The sequence below is a fragment of the Citrobacter freundii complex sp. CFNIH9 genome, from assembly GCF_002903305.1.
In the GTDB taxonomy this organism is placed as follows: domain Bacteria; phylum Pseudomonadota; class Gammaproteobacteria; order Enterobacterales; family Enterobacteriaceae; genus Citrobacter; species Citrobacter portucalensis.
Genome location: NZ_CP026238.1, coordinates 2245498 through 2264151 on the forward strand (window position 1 = coordinate 2245498; position 18654 = coordinate 2264151).

The window sequence follows — 18654 nt, forward strand, 5'->3', positions numbered from 1 at the left end:
AAAAACGCAGAAGGAAGTCCTTCTGCGTTATCTTTTTTATGCTGCGAAGTTCTTCGCAACAAATTCCCAGTTCACCAGTGCCCAGAAATGTTCCAGGTAGCCAGGACGAGCATTGCGATAATCGATGTAGTAGGCGTGTTCCCATACGTCAACGGTCATCAGCGGCGTCGCGTCGGTAGTCAGCGGAGTACCTGCGTTGGAGGTGGAGACGATAGCCAGTTTGCCATCCGTTCCTTTAACCAGCCAGGTCCAGCCAGAACCGAAGTTTTTGATAGCGGCATCGGTGAACTGCGCTTTGAAATCTGCAAAGCTGCCAAAGGAAGCGGCGATTGCATCAGCCAGTTTACCGGTTGGTTCGCCACCTGCGTTCGGTGCCAGGCAGTTCCAGTAGAACGTGTGGTTCCATACTTGTGCTGCGTTATTGAATACACCGCCTTCAGAGCTACGAACGATCTCTTCCAGTGATTTGCCTTCAAACGCCGTGCCTTTAATCAGATTGTTCAGATTGGTCACGTAGGTTTGATGGTGTTTGCCATAGTGATATTCCAGCGTTTCGGCAGAAATGTGCGGTGCCAGAGCATCTTTGGCATACGGTAATGCAGGTAATTCAAACGACATTGCTTCTCTCCTTATTATTTATATTGAGTACACACAATAGCCTCATTGTGAGTAAGGATAGGGTAGCAAATTGAAAGGTTATGCAAAAGAAGAACTTACCCTACAGCATGTTCTGTAGGGTAAGTTTTTAGCGAATTGTTTTTGGCGTCATTACCCGACGAGCGCCCACATAGTGGCGCTGCCAGTAATCTTCGCTCAGAGAGGTGATTTGAATTTCCTGCCCGCTGCGCGGTGACTGAATAAACTTACCGTTGCCGACGTAGACGCCGACGTGATCGGCTGTGCCGCGACCCTGGGTACGAAAGAATACCAGATCGCCATTTTTCAGTTCGCCACGTTCAATTGGTGCGGCATCACGCAGATGGTACATTTCATTCGCGGTACGCGGAATGCGGAACTTCACCAGATCTTTATAGGCGTAATAAACCAGACCGCTGCAGTCAAACCCGGTTCTTGGCGAGGAGCCGCCCCAACGATAAGGTTTGCCGATTTGGTTCATCAAGGTGGACATAGCGGTTTTAGTCGCTTTCTGCACTTTCACTTTATGTGCATCAGCAAGCGTAGTCGGTGCAGTGGTTTTCACCTTCACGCAGCGTGGTTTATGACCTTTGCGGGGTGTGCATTTTTCCGTCCAGGTAACGGCTGCGGTTTGTGCTGCGGCAGTTTTACCACGGCGATTTGCAGTTTTAGTCGACTTTGCCGGAGTGGCAGTGCGTTTTTTAGAAGAGGAAGCGGTTTTGGTGCTGGTTTTGCTGGTGGTTTTTGTCGCCGTTTTCTTACTGGTCTTTGTTGTTTTTTGGCTGGTTGTTGCGCTTTTCTTTTTATCTACCGTTTTGATGGTGTGAGAATTGGTAGGTGTCGTCCTGGCCTGCTTGGAAGCATGAGCCATAGGCGTAAAGGGCAGTGTAGTAAAAAGTAAAGCACAGAGCGTGATCGAGATTCGGTTTATCCGCGCCACTGAGCAGTCCTCTGGTAAGGCAGGTCTATCGTGCCTGCGTGTGATTTTCAAAACTTGACGATTCTAATCTATAGAAAGAGGGAAAGTTAATAGCTTTTTTAGTTTAAAACTGCGTTTCGTAACCGACCGCAAAAAAAAACAGCAAATAGAGATAGAATTGGTGAACAGATAATCAAATCCACATGTTTGAAGGGGATAAGTGAGATTGTGAATGCAACTTTTAGCGTCAGGGGATAAAATAATAACGCGTAATGAAAATGTTATTTTCCGTTGCCTGTCTGACCCGTTACAATGTCAGACTACTGCCGTAAAAGAAGTTTAAGGAAGCAAGATAATGAGCACCACTATCGAAAAAATCCAGCGCCAGATCGCTGAAAACCCGATTCTCCTGTACATGAAAGGTTCCCCTAAACTGCCAAGCTGCGGTTTCTCCGCACAGGCTGTGCAGGCGCTGTCAGCCTGTGGTGAACGCTTTGCTTACGTTGATATTCTGCAGAACCCGGATATTCGCGCCGAACTGCCGAAATACGCAAACTGGCCGACCTTCCCGCAACTGTGGGTTGATGGTGAGCTGGTTGGCGGTTGTGACATTTTGATCGAAATGTACCAGCGCGGTGAGTTGCAGCAGCTGATTAAAGAAACAGCAGCGAAATACAAAACCGAAGAGCCGGACGCTGAGTAATACCAGCAGAAGTAAAAAAGCGACCTGAAATGGTCGCTTTTTTTATGTCGCCGTTACGCTTCTTCAGGCACGGGAAGAGGCCAACCGCCGAGACGTTTCCAGCGGTTAACGATTTCGCAAAACAGCACGGCCGTACGTTCGGTGTCATACAGCGCCGAGTGCGCCTGATTCCCGTCAAACTCCATTCCCGCCGCCAGGCACGCTTTTGACAACACAGTCTGCCCCAGTGACAGGCCGCTTAATGCCGCCGTATCAAAGGTGACAAATGGATGGAACGGATTACGTTTGAGCGAGGCGCGTTCTGCCGCCGCCATCATAAAACCGTGGTCGAACGTAGCGTTATGCGCCACCATGATTGCCCGATTGCAGCCGCTGTCTTTAATGCCTTTACGCACCATTTTGAAGATGGCATGCAGAGCATCATATTCGCTGACCGCACCGCGTAGCGGATTGTTAGGGTCAATACCGTTAAAGGCGAGCGCTTCCGGTTGCAAATTGGCACCTTCAAACGGCTCTACGTGGAAATGTAACGTCGTGTCCGGCATCAGCCAGCCTTGTTCATCCATTTTCAGTGTGATGGCGGCAATCTCAAGCAGCGCATCGGTTTTGGCATTGAACCCTGCGGTTTCGACATCAATGACGACAGGATAAAAACCACGAAAACGGTCACACAGACCGGAAAGTTGAGCGTTATCGGACATCTGGGTCTCTTAATACGGGAAAATTGCAGCGCGTATTATGGCAAAATGATGAGTATAAAACTATGGGCACAGACGATCTGCGCCCGAGGGGGAGATTAATCGCCCAGGCCGCGCCCGGCGTCTTTCTCTTCGATCAGCTCAATTTTGTAGCCGTCCGGATCTTCAACGAACGCAATCACTGTGGTGCCGCCTTTTACTGGACCTGCTTCACGCGTTACGTTACCGCCATTCTGGCGAATGCGTTCACAGGCTTCAGCCGCGTTGTCTACGCTCAGGGCGATATGGCCATAGGCAGTACCCAGATCATACTTGTCGACACCCCAGTTATAGGTCAGTTCGATTACTGCTTCACTGGTTTCAGGACCGTAGCCGACAAAAGCCAGAGAGTACTTGTATTCAGGGTTTTCGCTGGTACGCAGCAGCTTCATGCCCAGCACGTTGGTATAAAACTCGATGGAACGCTGCAGGTCACCCACGCGCAGCATGGTATGGAGTAAACGCATCTTTTTCCCCTTCGAAAATGGCTAATACATTCAAAATGTTGTTTTAGTATAGCGGCGTTGTTACGCCGCTATCAATGGCAGAACGGAGATTGTGACGTTAGAGGGTAGGATAGTCGGTGTAACCTTCCGCGCCGCCGCCGTAGAAACTCTCGGCACGTTGCGGATTCAGTTCTGCTTTTCGTTGCAGACGCGCCACCAGATCCGGGTTAGCAATATAGGCGCGCCCAAAAGCAACGGCGTCGATCAGACCTTTCTCGATCAGCGCTTCTGCTTTTTCTGGGGTGTAAGCACCAGCACCAATGATAGGGCCGTGGAAGCGCGCGCGAACTTTTTCGCGGAACGCATCGGAATACGGCTCGCCACCGGCCCAGTCCGGCTCAGACATGTGCAGGTAAGCGATTCCGCGCTTGCCCAATTGTTCAATCAGATACAGCGCATCGGCTTCTTCGTTTGGACCATTGTCTACGTTCTGGAAAGTGCCAATCGGGGAGACGCGAATACCAATGCGATCGGCACCCCATTCTTTAATTCCGGCATCAACCACTTCCAGTACCAGACGCGCACGATTTTCGACGCTGCCACCGTATTGATCAGTACGCTGGTTAGACGTTGGCGACAGGAACTGGTGCAGCAGGTAGCCGTGGGCAGAGTGTAGTTCAACCATATCGAAACCCGCTTCGCGCGCATTGGCTATCGCCTGACGGAAGTCATTAACGATGCCCGGAATCTCTTCGGTTTCCAGCGCACGCGGCATTGAGGTATCGGCACGCGTTGCCAGGCCGTTTTCATCGCGCAGCGAGGTGCGGGTTCCAGCGCTAATCGCGGAAGGTGCAACTGGAGCTTGACCGTTTGGCTGCAGACTGGCGTGAGAGATGCGTCCAGTGTGCCACAACTGGACAGCAATATGACCTTGCTCAGCGTGTACGGCAGTAGTGATTTTCTTCCATGCGGCAATTTGCGCTTCGCTGTGTAAGCCGGGTGCTCCGGCATAGCCTTTCGCCTGTGCGGAAATCTGCGTCGCTTCGCTGATGATAAGACCCGCGCTGGCGCGTTGACGGTAATACTCGGCCATCAGCGGAGTAGGGATGTCGCCAGGCTCAATACTGCGCAGACGCGTCAGTGGCGCCATAAATACGCGGTTTGCTGCCGTAATGGCACCCACTTTCAGTGGGGAAAACAGTTTTTCAGATGACATGTGGTACTCCTGAATAGACCGGTCGTCTAGTAATGAAGAAAATAAAAACGCCTGTTAAACGGCAGGCGTTGTGATGATGTTTTTAACGTGCGCCAGCGCATTTTCCAGCGGAGTGGCGCTACGAGAAATCTTGGCCTGCAGGTTGGCGCCAAGCCACAGCGCATACAGTACCTGCGCCTGCTGTAACGGCTCGCCAACAAAAGACAGACAATGGCTGGCCTGACCTTTCTCCAGCGCCTGCGCTAACAGCACAATAATGTGCCGCGCGCCTTTATCCATCGCTGTGCGCATATCTTCTGACAGATCGCACACTTCGGCAGACAGTTTTACAGTTAAACAGCCGCTAATAATGCCGTGCTGGCTAAACTGGTTCAGGGTTTCCTGATAGTAGGCCAGAATGCGATCGCGGTAGTTTCCCGCTCCCGTATCAAAGTGCGTAGCCAGTCGCCGATGATAGGCCGCATAGTGGCGTTCCAGCATCGCGACACCGAACGCTTCTTTAGAGCGAAAGTAATGATAAAACGAACCTTTGGGTACTTCAGCGGTTTTCAGTAGTTCGCTTAACCCCATGCCGGTGAAGCCGCGCTGCATACACAGCAGTTCGCCAGTCGCCAGCAGATGTTCGCGTGTATCGTGTTCAGTGATTTTGTTCATGGGAAGGAGTGTAATAGACCAGTCGGTCTAATGCAATAGCGCTTGCGAGAAATTCAGTTAACGTCTTCAATAGGTATATCAATCTTATTAAAGGAGGGGATGTGGCCGAACAGCTGGAGTTTTTCCCCGTCCAGAGCCCATGCCGTGGAATATGTCAGTCTGACGAACGCGGCTTTTGCCGTGGCTGTTTTCGCAGTCGGGATGAGCGTTTTAACTGGCAAAAGATGAGCGATACCCAAAAGCAGGAAGTGCTGCGGCTTTGTCGTCAGCGCCTGATGCGTAAATTACGTGCAAACAAAGCCAACCCTTCGGAAGAACCGCAACAACCTTCACTCTTTTAAAAGCGTAATTGCGTATACTCGAGACACATTCACTTAAAAGGAAGCTGCTATGGTTCAGCGTATTACTATTGCGCCGCAAGGCCCGGAATTTTCTCGCTTTGTGATGGGGTACTGGCGCCTGATGGACTGGAATATGTCCGCGCGCCAGCTAGTCAGCTTTATTGAAGAGCATCTGGATCTTGGCGTGACCACCGTCGATCACGCCGATATTTACGGTGGATACCAGTGTGAAGCGGCGTTTGGTGAGGCAATGAAACTGGCTCCGCATTTGCGTGAAAAAATGCAGATTGTGACCAAATGCGGGATCGCGACGACGGCGCGCGCGGAAAATGCGCTGGGCCACTACATCACCGACAGTGCACATATTATTGCCAGTGCGGAAGAGTCGCTGAAGCTGCTGGCGACCGATCATATTGATCTGCTGCTGATCCACCGTCCCGATCCGCTTATGGATGCTGACGATGTCGCCGACGCTTTTAAAAAATTGCACCATAGTGGCAAAGTGCGTCACTTTGGCGTCTCCAACTTCACCCCGGCACAGTTCTCATTGCTGCAATCGCGTCTGCCGTTTACTCTGGCGACCAACCAGGTAGAAATTTCACCAGTACATCAGCCGCTCCTGTTGGATGGTACTTTAGATCAACTGCAACAGCTGCGAATTCGCCCGATGGCCTGGTCCTGTCTCGGCGGTGGTCGCCTGTTTAATGATGATGCTTTCCAGCCTTTACGTAATGAGCTTGCCGTGATCGCTGAAGAGTTGAATGCGCAATCTATTGAGCAGGTGGTATACGCCTGGATTTTACGTCTGCCGTCTCAGCCGCTGCCGATTATTGGCTCAGGAAAAATAGAACGTGTACGTGCTGCCATTGAGTCTGAGTCGCTGAACATGTCTCGCCAGCAATGGTTCCGCATTCGTAAAGCGGCGCTGGGTTACGACGTACCCTAATCGCGTTTTTGGCGCATCTCCGTTCAAATTTGTGTCACTGGTTTACACTTAACAATCAGACACCTTTTGGACGGAGGTCTTATGAAGCGTTTGAGTTTGGCCATCATCACTCTACTCGCCTGTGCAGGTGCGCAGGCTGCCAGTGAAGAAAAAGTGACGATGAATCTGGTCACGTCGCAAGGCGTCGGCCAGGCGATTGGTACGGTCACTATTTCTGAAACCGCAAAGGGGCTGGAGTTTACGCCCGATCTGAAAGCGTTGCCGCCAGGTGAACATGGCTTCCATGTGCATATGAACGGCAGCTGCCAACCCGCGATTAAAGAAGGGAAAGCGTCAGCCGCAGAATCGGCTGGTGGCCATTACGATCCGCATCAAACCGGTAAACATGAAGGCCCGGAAGGCGCAGGTCATATGGGCGACCTGCCGCTATTGGTGGTGAATAACGAAGGTAACGCCACAACGCCGGTCGTTGCGCCGCGGCTGAAAACGATCGATGAGGTTAAAGGCAAAGCGCTGATGATCCATGTGGGCGGCGATAATATGTCCGATCAACCGAAACCGCTTGGCGGTGGCGGAGCGCGCTACGCCTGTGGTGTTATCAAATAATCAACGACTAAGAGTGCCCGGCGGCGGCGCCTGTTCGAGTTGTGAAAGCGAGCAGTGTAGCCGCCAGACCAGTGCCGACAGTTCCTGCGCAGCGGGTTGATGATGGTGGGCAAGCGTATCGCAGATGCGCTGTAGCTCATTCAGCGTGGCATTCAGTGGTCGTTGCTGGACGCCACGTTCGCTCATTACATCGCGTAGCAGCGAGATACACACGTCCCTGACGCGAGCCAGCGGATCGGAACGCGCCTCCCAGGTGCGCAGTTGCCACACCACGTGCGAGCAGTTCAGTAAAACGACCCCCCAACGTAATAACCAGCGTCGCGCCAGCGCATCCTGACTGTTGCTGAGCTGGCTGACGTGATGATAGGTCAGCGATTCAAATTCGTTTTCACTCAGTGATGGATGTCGGCTGAGCTGATCGACAAAATCCCGGCGCAGGGCGCGAATATGGCGGCGACTTTTCCGTGCATCCGATCCGGGGCGCAGAATGGCGAAGGCCAGCCATGACAGCGCCACGCCGGTGATTTTCGCCATATTGTCATTCAGGAAATCAGCAAAATCATATACCGGCGGATTGGTCACCGCGATAAACGAACCCATAAATACAATCAACTGCCCCCAAAGACCTGCCAGGGCAGGCATTTGTAGCTTCAACAGTTGCATGGTGGTGAGTAGTGGGAAGAGAAAGAGAATAAACTGCCAGAGGTCGGAAATTTGCACCATCAGGCCAAACTTAACTACAAAGCTAAATAGCGACAGTAGAACCAGCGTACGCATCAGCAAAGAAAGCGACTTGAACGGTGTGGCAACGGCGGAATACAGCACACTGCTGATCGCAGCGAGCGTGAGTGCGCCAGAGCCTGATTCCCATTGTGCACCAATGCTCCATGCGCCGATAAGCATCAAAGTGCAGAACGTACGCAACCCGCTCCAGATAGCTTCCGCATTATCGGTATGACGGGCAAGTCCCGGCGTGCGGGCGATATTAATACGCTCGGCGGTAACACCATTTTCCAGTAAATGCAGATAATGGCTGCTGCGCAGGTAGAGCCGACAAAAATAACGCAGTCGTTGCCAGAAGGCGACGTGTCGATAGTCGCGGGCATCGACGGGCCGCAGTGGGGCAATAATACGTGCGACGGTGTAGCTATTCGCATTGGATTTTATTAGTTCGCTGAGCAACTGCTCGATGATTTCCCGGGTGTTGGACGGCGGATTAGGCCAGTTCAGCAGCATCCTGCGCAGACTGGAAATCACGCTGGTCATCCGTAACTGCTGGTGCAACAGCGAATTGAGCAAAGCATTCTGGCGACGAAAGCGGTAATGACTCCAGAAAGCCTGAATACGCAGCAGGTTCATGGTCAGAATCTGCCCGATAACACCTTCATGGGCTGTGCGAATGGCATCCGTGGTTTCTGGTTGCCAGAGTAGGCTGGCATGTTCCAGTAAACGTGAATGCATGTTTTTCAATGCAGTCAGTAACGTGGTGCCATCGGAGGTGCTGGGCAGGATCATCATCATCACGCCGCCACACAGGATACCGACGATGACTTCACACACGCGTGCCTGCGCGATATCCCATAATTGCGTAATTTCCACGGTATTGACCATGGGAAACGCAATGATCGCCGCCGTATAACCCGCCAGTTGAAAGGCGTAGGCAACGTTATTGGTGAAGTGCGCGCATGCCCAGGTACAAAAACCGATCCACACTGACATGCTCAGCAAAAACAGCCACGGCTCATTGAGAGTATGACCGGCAATAATCAGTGCGGCGGTGGCTCCCAGTAGGCTACCCGCCACGCGACCCAGACTTTTGCTGATAACCCCGCCAACGGTGGGAAAACTAACCACCGCCGCCGAGGTCATCGCCCAGTAGGGCTCATCCAGATTCAGATAATAAGCAAAAGTTAACGCCAGGCACATCGCAATGGTGTTACGCAGCGCATAACGCCACTGTGCCGCCGTGGCTTTAAACCACGGCAAATTGCCTGGTGTCAGGCGGGGCAGTTTCATTTACGCTGGCCGATGGATACGCTGCAGGTTGTACCTGACACCAGCGTGACCTCTCGCGGCAGGGCGTCGAATTCGATGCGTACCGGGACACGCTGCGCCAGACGCACCCACGGCACGTTGGGTTTGATGTCGGGAATCAGGCCGGAATCACTTTCCACACTTTGATCGTAGATGGCACGGCCAATACTGGAAACGTGACCCTGTAACTTTACATTGCCGCTGTAGAGTGTAATCGTCGCAGGTGCGCCTTCTCGAATATGGCGCAATTTGGTTTCTTCAAAATACCCCATCACATAAAAAGAGTGACTGTCGACAAGGGCGAACAGGGGCTTACCGGTTGAAGCGTAGTCTCCGCTACGGGTTGAAAGATTGGTGACCCAACCCGCTACGGGGGCTTTGACCACCGTTTGCGTCAGCTGCCACTGGGCCTGGCGCAAACTGGCCTCAGCCGCTTCAACGCTTGCCTGCATGGCTTTCACGTTGAGATTTGCGGTATCCAGATCCTCGGCTGAGATGTAATTTCGCGATAAATGACGGCGGCGGTTGGCTTCGTTGTTGGCTTTCGCCAGGTCAGACTGCGCTTTTGCCAGTTGCGCTTGCGCATTCAGTTCAGCAATGTGAAATGGCGTCTTGTCGATAATAAAAAGGACATCGCCTTTATTCACAAACTGGTTATCTTTTATATAGAGTTCGCTAATGCTACCTGACACCTGCGGCGTGATGCTGACCTGCTCAGCACGTACTTTGCCATCACGTGTCCAGGGCGATTGCATATAGTAATTCCACATCCACCATCCGGCGAAAACTGCGATTGCAGCGACTATAATAGTTGAGAAGTATTTAATGGTTTTAAGCGACATAATCACCACGCTATCAGCATAACAAAGGCCAGACATACGCAAAGCGTAAAGAGTGACAGATCCATTAGCAGGGGATGCCAGATTTCGCCGGAGTAAATCCAGTCGCGCAGCAGGCGATGAACAACCAGCCAGAGAATAAATCCTGCTACAATCGCCTTGAAAACAGGAGGAAAGTAGACAGATGCGCCGATCATTAAATCTTGTAGGGGCAATCCTGTTGCATTAAACATAAACTTCACGGGCAAAATCCTTGACGGAAGAGAGCATTGCTATAGGTTTAGCAAAAAAGAGACAATGAGTCTCCGTAACGCATAATGTCTGAAAAAATGTCAGCCGGTAAGCAAATTTGGCAATACATTTGTTTTGGGAATACAAATGCTGCACACTATTCTAAAATCAGCACAATAACTTAGCAAGCTAATTATAAGGAGATGAAATTGGAATCGCCATTAGGTTCTGATCTGGCACGGTTGGTGCGCATTTGGCGTGCTCTGATTGACCATCGCCTGAAACCTCTGGAGTTGACGCAGACGCATTGGGTTACGCTGCACAACATTCATCAGTTGCCGCCGGATCAATCGCAGATTCAGTTGGCTAAAGCGATTGGCATCGAGCAGCCTTCGCTGGTACGTACGCTTGACCAGTTGGAAGAAAAGGGACTCATTTCACGACAGACTTGCGCCAGCGATCGTCGAGCTAAGAGAATTAAACTGACAGAGAAGGCTGAGCCGCTGATCGCTGATATGGAAGCGGTGATCAACAAAACACGTGGAGAAATTCTGGAAGGGATTTCAGCTGAGGAAATTGATCTGCTGATTAAGCTGGTTGCCAAACTCGAACACAATATTATTGAACTGCAGTCACAAGGTTGAAACGATAAGTTACGTGTGGCCAGAGCCTGACCACACGTGAATTCGATTAGCGTGGGGACACGGTAACCTGGCTGCCGTTGTTAGCCATAACAACGCGCTGGCCGGCTGAAAACTTGGTCGCACCCTGTTTCTGAACCACCATGATGGTATTACCATCATCCTTACGGATTTCCAGTTCCACACCCTGGGTTTTATTCATCGCACCTTGTACGCCTTGACCCGCTACGCCACCGGCAACTGCACCTGCAGCCGTCGCTAATGAACGACCCGTACCGCCGCCGACGGTGTTACCAAGGAACCCGCCGAGTACCGCACCACCAATAGCACCAATCACGTTTGCGTCATCGCCACCCTGGATTTGCACCGGACGAACATGAACAATCGTACCGTAGGTAACGTTCTGAACTTGTTTCGCTTCGGATGCGGTATATACGTCGCCTGAAAGGCTGTCATTGTTAACGCAACCCGCTAAAGATACGCCCATTAATGAAACAATCAGCACACGTTTAATCATTTACAAATCTCCTTTGTCACCACGAAACGCTAATAAAGCACCCTTCATGGCTAAATTATATGGCATTTGTGAGCCTAAGGTCACATGTTCTACTGGAACAATATGAAAATCTTAACCGAAATCGGATCAACCGAGTATAAACGAATCATTCATGTAATTGATGTAATTAAACGATCATTGTAATGATTAGCCACCAAAAATCATTAAGGAAGCATGGCATTAGTCGACACTTTATGGTTGAGTGTCAAGGCTAATTTGCTTAAAAGGATGACCTATGAAATCGGGCCGTTTTATCGGTGTAATGTCTGGAACCAGCCTTGATGGCGTCGATGTTGTGCTGGCGACAATAGATGAAACGATGGTTGCGCAGCAGGCGAGTCTGACCTGGCCCATCCCCATCCATGTTAAACAAGCGATTCTGGATATCTGCCAGGGGCAGCAGCTTACACTTTCTCAGTTTGGTCAGTTAGATGCACAGCTCGGTTATCTATTTGCTGAGGCGGTGAATGCGCTGTTGGCGCAAGAAAAATTGAAACCGCAGGATATCGTTGCGATTGGTTGCCACGGGCAAACCGTGTGGCATGAACCGAACGGTGCTGCGCCGCACACGCTGCAAATTGGTGATAACAACCAGATTGTCGCGCGTACTGGGATAACCGTAGTCGGCGATTTTCGTCGACGTGATATCGCCCTCGGCGGGCAGGGTGCACCGCTCGTTCCCGCGTTTCACCAGGCACTTCTGGCACATCCAACGGAACGGCGAATGGTGTTAAACATCGGCGGGATTGCCAATCTGTCTCTGCTTATTCCGCAACAACCCGTTCGCGGATACGACACCGGGCCGGGCAATATGCTGATGGATGCATGGATCTGGCGGCAATGTGGCCAGCCCTACGACAAAGATGCGCAGTGGGCCATTTCAGGAACGGTGATCCTGCCGATGCTGCAGAATATGCTTAACGACCCTTATTTTTCCGCGCCTGCGCCGAAAAGCACCGGCCGTGAGTATTTTAATTACGGCTGGATAGAGCGTCATCTGGCGCAGTTTCCGGGAATTAGCCCACGAGATGTACAGGCGACGCTTGCCGAACTGACGGCAGTAACCATTTCAGAGCAGGTCTTGTTAAGCGGCGGCTGTGATAGACTCATGGTTTGCGGTGGAGGAAGCCGTAATCCACTGCTGATGATGCGTCTGGCGGCATTATTACCGGGTACAGAGGTTACCTCTACTGATGAAGCCGGGATCAGCGGTGATGATATGGAAGCGTTAGCCTTTGCCTGGCTTGCGTGGCGAACGCTGGCCGGATTACCGGGAAATTTACCTTCTGTGACGGGGGCGTCAGAGCCGAGTGTTTTAGGGGCAATTTATCCTGCCAATCCACGAACTCAGAGTTAACTGAAATTATTCAGCGCGGTGTGCCGGTAAACTAAGGATATTAGGGAGGGTGCCATTACCCTCCAGGACCAGGAAAGTCTTCAGGATATGGCTATGAAAAAACTGTTGTTAGTGTGTCTGCCCGTACTGCTTAGCGGTTGTAGTGTGTACAACCAATTTGTCGAGCGTATGCAAACGGATACGTTTGAATACCGCTGCGACGAAAAACCGCTGACCGTGAAGCTGAACAATACCCGCCAGACGGCAAGCTTTGTTTATGATAATCAGCTATTGAACCTCAAACAGGGCGTGTCGGCATCAGGTGCACGTTATACCGATGGTATCTACGTATTTTGGTCTAAAGGCGACGAGGCAACGGTCTATAAACGAGACAGAATTGTGCTAAATAACTGTCAGTTACAGAACCCGAAGCGTTGAGATTTTCACCTGGGCGGCGCACAATAGCGTCACCCACTGACAATCCGTAGCCCAACATCATGTCTGATAACGACGAATTGCAGCAAATCGCGCATCTGCGCCGTGAATACACGAAAGGCGGTCTTCGCCGCCGCGATCTTCCCGCCGAACCCCTTGCGCTGTTTGAGCGCTGGCTGGGGCAAGCCTGTGATGCCAAACTGGCCGATCCCACCGCAATGGTCGTTGCGACCGTCGATGAAAATGGTCAGCCGTATCAGCGCATCGTGTTACTCAAGCATTATGATGACAAAGGGCTGGTGTTCTATACCAACCTTGGTAGCCGTAAGGCGCATCAGATCGAGAAAAATCCACGCATCAGCCTTTTATTTCCCTGGCATACGCTGGAACGGCAGGTGATGGTGATCGGCAAGGCAGAGCGTCTTTCCACACTCGAAGTGGTGAAATACTTCCACAGTCGCCCACGCGATAGTCAGATTGGCGCCTGGGTCTCAAAACAATCCAGTCGGATCTCCGCGCGCGGTATTCTCGAAAGCAAATTCCTCGAACTGAAGCAGAAGTTTCAGCAAGGGGAAGTTCCTCTGCCCAGTTTCTGGGGCGGCTTTCGCGTGAGTATTGAACAAATGGAGTTCTGGCAGGGCGGTGAAAACCGTCTGCACGATCGTTTTTTATACCAACGCGAAGATAACGCGTGGAAAATTGATCGCCTGGCCCCCTAAAGATGCAAATTTCTTGTTTTAAGCGCTGGTGCTGATCAATCCGGCGCTTTATTCTATGTTTCTTTCGCATCAGGCGAAAAGTCGTGTACCGGCAAAGGTGCAGTCGTTTTATACATGGAGATTTTGATGGCAAGCAGTAACTTGATTAAACAATTGCAAGAGCGGGGGCTGGTGGCCCAGGTGACGGACGAGGAAGCGTTAGCAGAGCGACTGGCGCAAGGCCCGATCGCGCTCTATTGCGGCTTCGATCCTACCGCTGACAGCTTGCATTTGGGGCATCTGGTTCCATTGTTATGCCTGAAACGCTTCCAGCAGGCAGGCCATAAGCCTGTTGCACTGGTAGGTGGCGCAACCGGTCTGATTGGTGACCCGAGCTTTAAAGCCGCCGAGCGTAAACTGAATACCGAAGACACCGTGCAGGAGTGGGTGGACAAAATCCGCAAACAGGTTGCACCGTTCCTCGATTTCGACTGTGGCGACAACTCGGCGATTGCTGCGAACAACTACGACTGGTTTGGCGGTATGAACGTACTGACTTTCCTGCGTGATATCGGCAAACACTTCTCCGTTAACCAGATGATCAACAAAGAAGCGGTTAAGCAGCGTCTGAACCGTGACGATCAGGGGATCTCCTTTACCGAGTTTTCTTACAACCTGCTGCAGGGTTATGACTTTGCCTGCCTGAACAAACTGCACGGCGTGGCACTGCAGATTGGTGGTTCTGACCAGTGGGGTAACATTACTTCGGGTATCGATTTAACCCGTCGTTTGCACCAGAATCAGGTGTTTGGTCTGACCGTTCCGCTGATCACTAAAGCTGATGGCACCAAATTCGGTAAGACGGAAGGCGGCGCAGTGTGGCTGGATCCGAAGAAAACCAGTCCGTACAAATTCTACCAGTTCTGGATCAACACCGCCGATGCTGACGTTTATCGCTTCCTGAAATTCTTCACTTTCATGGACATTGAAGAAATCAATGCGCTGGAAGAAGAAGATAAAAACAGCGGTAAAGCGCCGCGTGCCCAGTATGTTCTGGCCGAACAGGTTACGCGTCTGGTTCACGGTGAAGAAGGTCTGGTCGCGGCAAAACGCATTACCGAAAGCTTGTTCAACGGCAATCTCAGCGATTTGAGTGAAGCAGATTTCGAACAGCTGGCGCAGGATGGCGTGCCGATGATCGAGATGGACAAAGGTGCCGATTTGATGCAGGCGCTGGTGGACTCCGAGCTGCAACCTTCTCGCGGTCAGGCACGTAAGACTATTGCGTCAAACGCGGTAACCATCAACGGTGAGAAGCAGTCCGATCCGGAATATTTCTTCCAGGATAGTGATATCCTGTTCGGGCGCTATACCTTACTGCGTCGTGGCAAGAAGAACTATTGTCTGATTTGCTGGAAGTAAGATTGAGTTAGCAGGGGCGTGGGAAACTACGCCCCTTTATTTTTTCAGGGTTGTGGTAAGTAAAATGAAGAATATCCTCGCCATCCAGTCCCACGTTGTTTTTGGTCATGCGGGCAACAGTGCAGCAGAATTTCCGATGCGTCGTCTTGGCGCAAATGTCTGGCCGCTGAATACCGTTCAGTTTTCAAACCACACGCAGTATGGCAAATGGACCGGTTGCGTTATGCCGCCGAGCCACCTGACTGAAATTGTTCAGGGCATTGCTGATATTGATAAACTCCAGACCTGTGACGCAGTACTGAGCGGCTATCTTGGCTCAGCAGAACAGGGCGAGCATATTCTGGGTATTGTACGCAAGGTAAAAGCGGCAAACCCGCAGGCAAAATACTTTTGCGATCCGGTGATGGGACACCCTGAAAAGGGGTGTATTGTTGCACCCGGAGTGGCGGAATTTCATGTACGCCATGCGCTTCCGGCTAGTGACATTATTGCCCCAAATCTGGTTGAGCTCGAAATTCTGTGCGAGCATGCGGTGAACAACGTCGATGAGGCCGTTGCAGCAGCGCGTGAACTGATCGCTCAGGGACCTGAAATTGTACTGGTGAAGCATCTGGCACGCGCAGGTATCAGCACCGACCGTTTCGAAATGCTGCTGGTCACCGCTGAACAGGCGTGGCATATCAGTCGTCCGTTAGTCGATTTTGGCGCACGTCAACCGGTTGGTGTGGGTGATGTGACGAGTGGCTTGTTGCTGGTGAAACTGCTGCAGGGCGCATCTTTACAACAGGCGCTTGAGCATGTGACTGCGGCGGTGTACGAAGTGATGATCACTACCAAAGAGATGCACGAGTATGAGCTACAGGTCGTGGCCGCGCAGGACCGTATCGCCAAGCCTGAACACTACTTTAGCGCAACGCAGCTGTAATCGATGCCCGATGGCGCTCACGCTTATCGGGCATATTTTTAGCTGTAGGCCGGGTATGTGCAAGTGCCACCCGGCAACAACAATTAATTTAAGCCTTCTGCTTTCAGCGCGGCGGCAACCGCCGGGCGTTCAGCCATTCGCGCCATATAGGCATCAATATTACTTAATCCTGCCATATTCAGCTTAACCGCATAGGCCCAACGCAGTACGGTAAACAGATAGGCATCGGCGATGCTGAAGCGCGGGCCGCAGATCCATTGGTTATCTTTCAGCGAGTCGTTCACATACTGCATTTTTTTCTCCAGCAGCGCGCGAACGGTTGGCTTGAAGTCTTCCGGCGTATCGGGACGGAACAGTGGCGTAAAGCCTTTATGCAGTTCAGTCGCAATGTAGTTAAGCCATTCGATGGTTTTGTAACGGGAGAGGCTGCTGGTAGGGGCAAGGAGCTGGCGGTCTGGCACGCTGTCCGCCAGGTATTGCATGATGGCGACACCTTCGGTAAGTAGCGTCCCGTCATCCAGCAACAGTGCGGGAACTTGCCCTTTTGGGTTTACCGCGAAAAAATCATCGCCATTTTCCAGACGTTTCTTCATCAGATCAACACCATCCAGCGTGAAATCTTTACCGCTCTCACGAAGTGTGATGTGGGAAGCGAGAGAACAAGCGCCCGGTTTGTAGAACAGTTTCATCGGTAACTCCTTTTGGCTGAGGTATATCGTATGGTAGTGCTACCTCAGGCAAAAAAAAAGCCGCTAACAACAGTTAGCGGCCTGAAAATGAGTTTCCCTGAGAATTACGCTGTCGCGGCCTTAGAGGCTTTCTCATTGACGTCATCGTCCTGAGTCATACGGTTCAGTTTCGGAGCCGTCAGCAGCATCAGAACAGCGATAACAGCCGTTGCGACACCAATCTGCAGGAACACACGACCGTAGACTTCAAGGGACATCAGCGGGTCAGTCACGTTCTCTGGTACAGCCATCATGTTAGCGACGTAGCCACCGATGATGTTTGCACCGGCAGTGGTCAGGAACCAGCTACCCATGATGAAGCCCATCAGGCGTTGTGGAACTAACTGTGCCACCATTGCCAGACCCAGACCGGAGATCATCAGCTCACCGATACTTTGCAGACCGTAGCAGATAATCAGCCAGTTAACGGAAACGATGCCCGCATCGGTAGCGAATTTCGCGCCCAGTGGCAGGATCAGGAACGCACCGGAACACAGCACCATACCAATCGCAAACTTGGTCGGCATTGGCAGGGTATCGCCCATCTTGTTATAGATAGCAGCGAGGATTGGGCTACCAATGATGATCCAGAACGGGTTCAGTGCCTGGTACTGTTCAGGTTCGAAAGCAATGCCAAGAATAGAGTGCTCAACGTTACGAATCGCAAAGAAGTTCAGTGAGGTCGGCATCTGGCTGTACAGCACGAAGAAGATAATCGCTTCCAGCATCAGGATGAAGGCGACGATCATTTTACGACGCGCAGCACCGTGCATGGTGAAGGCTTCTTTACCGAAGATGAACACGATACCCAGTGCAATGACGCCCAGAACCATACGTGCGATCTGCTGGTTGTGCAGCAACCAGGTTGCAATCGCGATCAGTACCACAACGCCAGCAATGGTCAGCAGCAGGTTACGGAAGTTGATCGGTTCAAAGTCAGGTTTAGAACCGTACTGTTTAACCCAGCGCTGACAGAATGCGAAGTTAACAACGGTAATCAGCATACCCACGACGCTCAGAGCGAACGCGGTGCTCCAGCCGTAGCGCGCAGCCAACCACGGTGTTGCCAGCATAGAGAAGAATGAACCGATGTTGACGGACATGTAGTACATGGTAAATGCACCATCAAGACGCGGGTCATCTTTGGCATAGCAGGTAGAGAGCAGGGAGGATGGGTTTGCTTTAAACAGGCCGTTACCGACCGCGATGGCCGCCATGCCCATATAAACGATACCCGCATCGTGACCGGACCATGCTACCAACGCATAACCGATGGCCAGCACAACGGCACCCAGCATAATGACACGTTTTGTTCCCAGAACTTTATCACCTAACCAGCCGCCAATGGCAACCAGACCGTACACCAGGGCGCTAAAGGACGAGAAAAGGGTGATGGAATCCGCTTCTGACATACCCAGCTGTTTAACCAGGTAGACGGCCATAATCCCTTGCAGGCCGTAATAACCAAAACGTTCCCACAGCTCAATAGAGAAAATGAGATAGAACGCTTTTGGTTGTTTGAAGGCGTTTAAACTTACGCTTTCTGTTGGTTTATTGTTTGCAGTAGACACTTTTACCTCTTTTTTTACATCCCATATCAACGGG

21 protein-coding genes and 1 pseudogene are annotated in these 18654 nt (G+C 51.5%); 10 read left to right on the plus strand and 12 right to left on the minus strand.

Annotated features, from left to right (window positions below):
* Window positions 1-36: 36 nt before the first annotated feature.
* Both sodB and C2U43_RS11360 read right to left on the minus strand, forming a co-directional pair.
* Entirely contained in the window at window positions 37-618 is a 582-nt protein-coding gene (sodB, locus tag C2U43_RS11355; RefSeq protein ID WP_003029205.1) for a superoxide dismutase [Fe], read from the minus strand.
* A gap of 127 nt (window positions 619-745) precedes the next feature.
* Window positions 746-1576, minus strand: a complete 831-nt coding sequence (locus C2U43_RS11360) for a C40 family peptidase (RefSeq protein WP_003832759.1) — start codon at window positions 1574-1576, stop codon at window positions 746-748.
* A gap of 334 nt (window positions 1577-1910) precedes the next feature.
* Between C2U43_RS11360 and grxD the strand changes: the two genes are divergently transcribed.
* Complete coding sequence (grxD, locus tag C2U43_RS11365; protein WP_003832760.1) at window positions 1911-2258, plus strand: monothiol glutaredoxin 4; 348 nt, start codon at window positions 1911-1913, stop codon at window positions 2256-2258.
* A 53-nt stretch (window positions 2259-2311) separates the two neighbouring features.
* Here grxD and rnt read toward each other — a convergent pair whose 3' ends face one another.
* The 4 genes from rnt to C2U43_RS11385 form a co-directional block, all read right to left on the minus strand.
* Window positions 2312-2959 (minus strand): ribonuclease T, encoded by a 648-nt coding sequence (gene rnt / locus C2U43_RS11370; RefSeq protein ID WP_048226615.1) that lies wholly within the window; start codon window positions 2957-2959, stop codon window positions 2312-2314.
* A 95-nt stretch (window positions 2960-3054) separates the two neighbouring features.
* Window positions 3055-3462: a lactoylglutathione lyase gene (gene gloA / locus C2U43_RS11375; protein WP_003832762.1), complete on the minus strand. Its 408-nt coding sequence runs from the start codon at window positions 3460-3462 to the stop codon at window positions 3055-3057.
* A 97-nt stretch (window positions 3463-3559) separates the two neighbouring features.
* Window positions 3560-4657, minus strand: coding sequence for an alkene reductase (locus C2U43_RS11380; protein WP_008784667.1), 1098 nt, complete (start codon window positions 4655-4657; stop codon window positions 3560-3562).
* A gap of 54 nt (window positions 4658-4711) precedes the next feature.
* A complete protein-coding gene (locus C2U43_RS11385) occupies window positions 4712-5311 on the minus strand; it encodes a TetR/AcrR family transcriptional regulator (RefSeq protein WP_003832766.1) in 600 nt (199 codons plus the stop codon).
* A 101-nt stretch (window positions 5312-5412) separates the two neighbouring features.
* Between C2U43_RS11385 and C2U43_RS11390 the strand changes: the two genes are divergently transcribed.
* The 3 genes from C2U43_RS11390 to sodC all read left to right on the plus strand — a co-directional run bounded on the left by C2U43_RS11390 (window position 5413) and on the right by sodC (window position 7204).
* On the plus strand, window positions 5413-5652 hold the full coding sequence (locus C2U43_RS11390) for a DUF1289 domain-containing protein (protein WP_003832768.1): 240 nt from the start codon (window positions 5413-5415) through the stop codon (window positions 5650-5652).
* 49 nt (window positions 5653-5701) lie between these two features.
* Window positions 5702-6598: an aldo/keto reductase gene (locus C2U43_RS11395; protein WP_048214269.1), complete on the plus strand. Its 897-nt coding sequence runs from the start codon at window positions 5702-5704 to the stop codon at window positions 6596-6598.
* Window positions 6599-6679: 81 nt separating this feature from the next.
* Window positions 6680-7204, plus strand: coding sequence for a superoxide dismutase [Cu-Zn] SodC (gene sodC / locus C2U43_RS11400; protein WP_032943327.1), 525 nt, complete (start codon window positions 6680-6682; stop codon window positions 7202-7204).
* On the opposite strand, the pseudogene C2U43_RS11405 reads toward sodC, so the two are convergent.
* From C2U43_RS11405 to C2U43_RS11415, 3 genes and pseudogenes are all read right to left on the minus strand, one after another.
* A pseudogene (locus C2U43_RS11405) lies at window positions 7180-9220 on the minus strand (FUSC family protein). The gene sodC and the pseudogene C2U43_RS11405 overlap by 25 nt on opposite strands.
* The gene (locus C2U43_RS11410) at window positions 9217-10080 is read right to left on the minus strand and encodes an efflux RND transporter periplasmic adaptor subunit (RefSeq protein ID WP_199771092.1); all 864 of its coding nucleotides are present in this window, start codon (window positions 10078-10080) and stop codon (window positions 9217-9219) included. The pseudogene C2U43_RS11405 and the gene C2U43_RS11410 overlap by 4 nt, the downstream one beginning before the upstream one ends.
* 2 nt (window positions 10081-10082) lie before the next feature.
* Window positions 10083-10319, minus strand: coding sequence for a DUF1656 domain-containing protein (locus tag C2U43_RS11415; RefSeq protein WP_003029180.1), 237 nt, complete (start codon window positions 10317-10319; stop codon window positions 10083-10085).
* Window positions 10320-10511: 192 nt separating this feature from the next.
* On the opposite strand from C2U43_RS11415, the gene slyA reads away from it, so the two are divergent.
* Window positions 10512-10952, plus strand: a complete 441-nt coding sequence (gene slyA, locus C2U43_RS11420; protein WP_008784672.1) for a transcriptional regulator SlyA — start codon at window positions 10512-10514, stop codon at window positions 10950-10952.
* Between the two features lie 46 nt (window positions 10953-10998).
* Here slyA and slyB read toward each other — a convergent pair whose 3' ends face one another.
* The gene (gene slyB, locus C2U43_RS11425; RefSeq protein ID WP_003029175.1) at window positions 10999-11466 is read right to left on the minus strand and encodes an outer membrane lipoprotein SlyB; all 468 of its coding nucleotides are present in this window, start codon (window positions 11464-11466) and stop codon (window positions 10999-11001) included.
* Window positions 11467-11740: 274 nt separating this feature from the next.
* Here slyB and anmK point away from each other — a divergent pair, with 274 nt between their 5' ends.
* The 5 genes from anmK to pdxY all read left to right on the plus strand — a co-directional run bounded on the left by anmK (window position 11741) and on the right by pdxY (window position 16321).
* A complete protein-coding gene (gene anmK / locus C2U43_RS11430; protein WP_103285148.1) occupies window positions 11741-12862 on the plus strand; it encodes an anhydro-N-acetylmuramic acid kinase in 1122 nt (373 codons plus the stop codon).
* Window positions 12863-12949: 87 nt separating this feature from the next.
* Window positions 12950-13279 (plus strand): C-type lysozyme inhibitor, encoded by a 330-nt coding sequence (mliC, locus tag C2U43_RS11435; RefSeq protein WP_103285149.1) that lies wholly within the window; start codon window positions 12950-12952, stop codon window positions 13277-13279.
* A gap of 59 nt (window positions 13280-13338) precedes the next feature.
* Window positions 13339-13995: a pyridoxamine 5'-phosphate oxidase gene (pdxH, locus tag C2U43_RS11440; RefSeq protein WP_003029169.1), complete on the plus strand. Its 657-nt coding sequence runs from the start codon at window positions 13339-13341 to the stop codon at window positions 13993-13995.
* A gap of 126 nt (window positions 13996-14121) precedes the next feature.
* Window positions 14122-15396 (plus strand): tyrosine--tRNA ligase, encoded by a 1275-nt coding sequence (gene tyrS / locus C2U43_RS11445; RefSeq protein WP_020996426.1) that lies wholly within the window; start codon window positions 14122-14124, stop codon window positions 15394-15396.
* Window positions 15397-15460: 64 nt separating this feature from the next.
* Complete coding sequence (pdxY, locus tag C2U43_RS11450; protein WP_008784675.1) at window positions 15461-16321, plus strand: pyridoxal kinase PdxY; 861 nt, start codon at window positions 15461-15463, stop codon at window positions 16319-16321.
* 83 nt (window positions 16322-16404) lie between these two features.
* Here the strand turns inward: pdxY and gstA are convergent, their stop codons facing one another.
* A complete protein-coding gene (gene gstA, locus C2U43_RS11455) occupies window positions 16405-17010 on the minus strand; it encodes a glutathione transferase GstA (protein ID WP_003832787.1) in 606 nt (201 codons plus the stop codon).
* Window positions 17011-17114: 104 nt separating this feature from the next.
* Entirely contained in the window at window positions 17115-18620 is a 1506-nt protein-coding gene (gene dtpA / locus C2U43_RS11460) for a dipeptide/tripeptide permease DtpA (RefSeq protein ID WP_020996425.1), read from the minus strand.
* Between the last annotated feature and the right edge of the window lie 34 nt (window positions 18621-18654).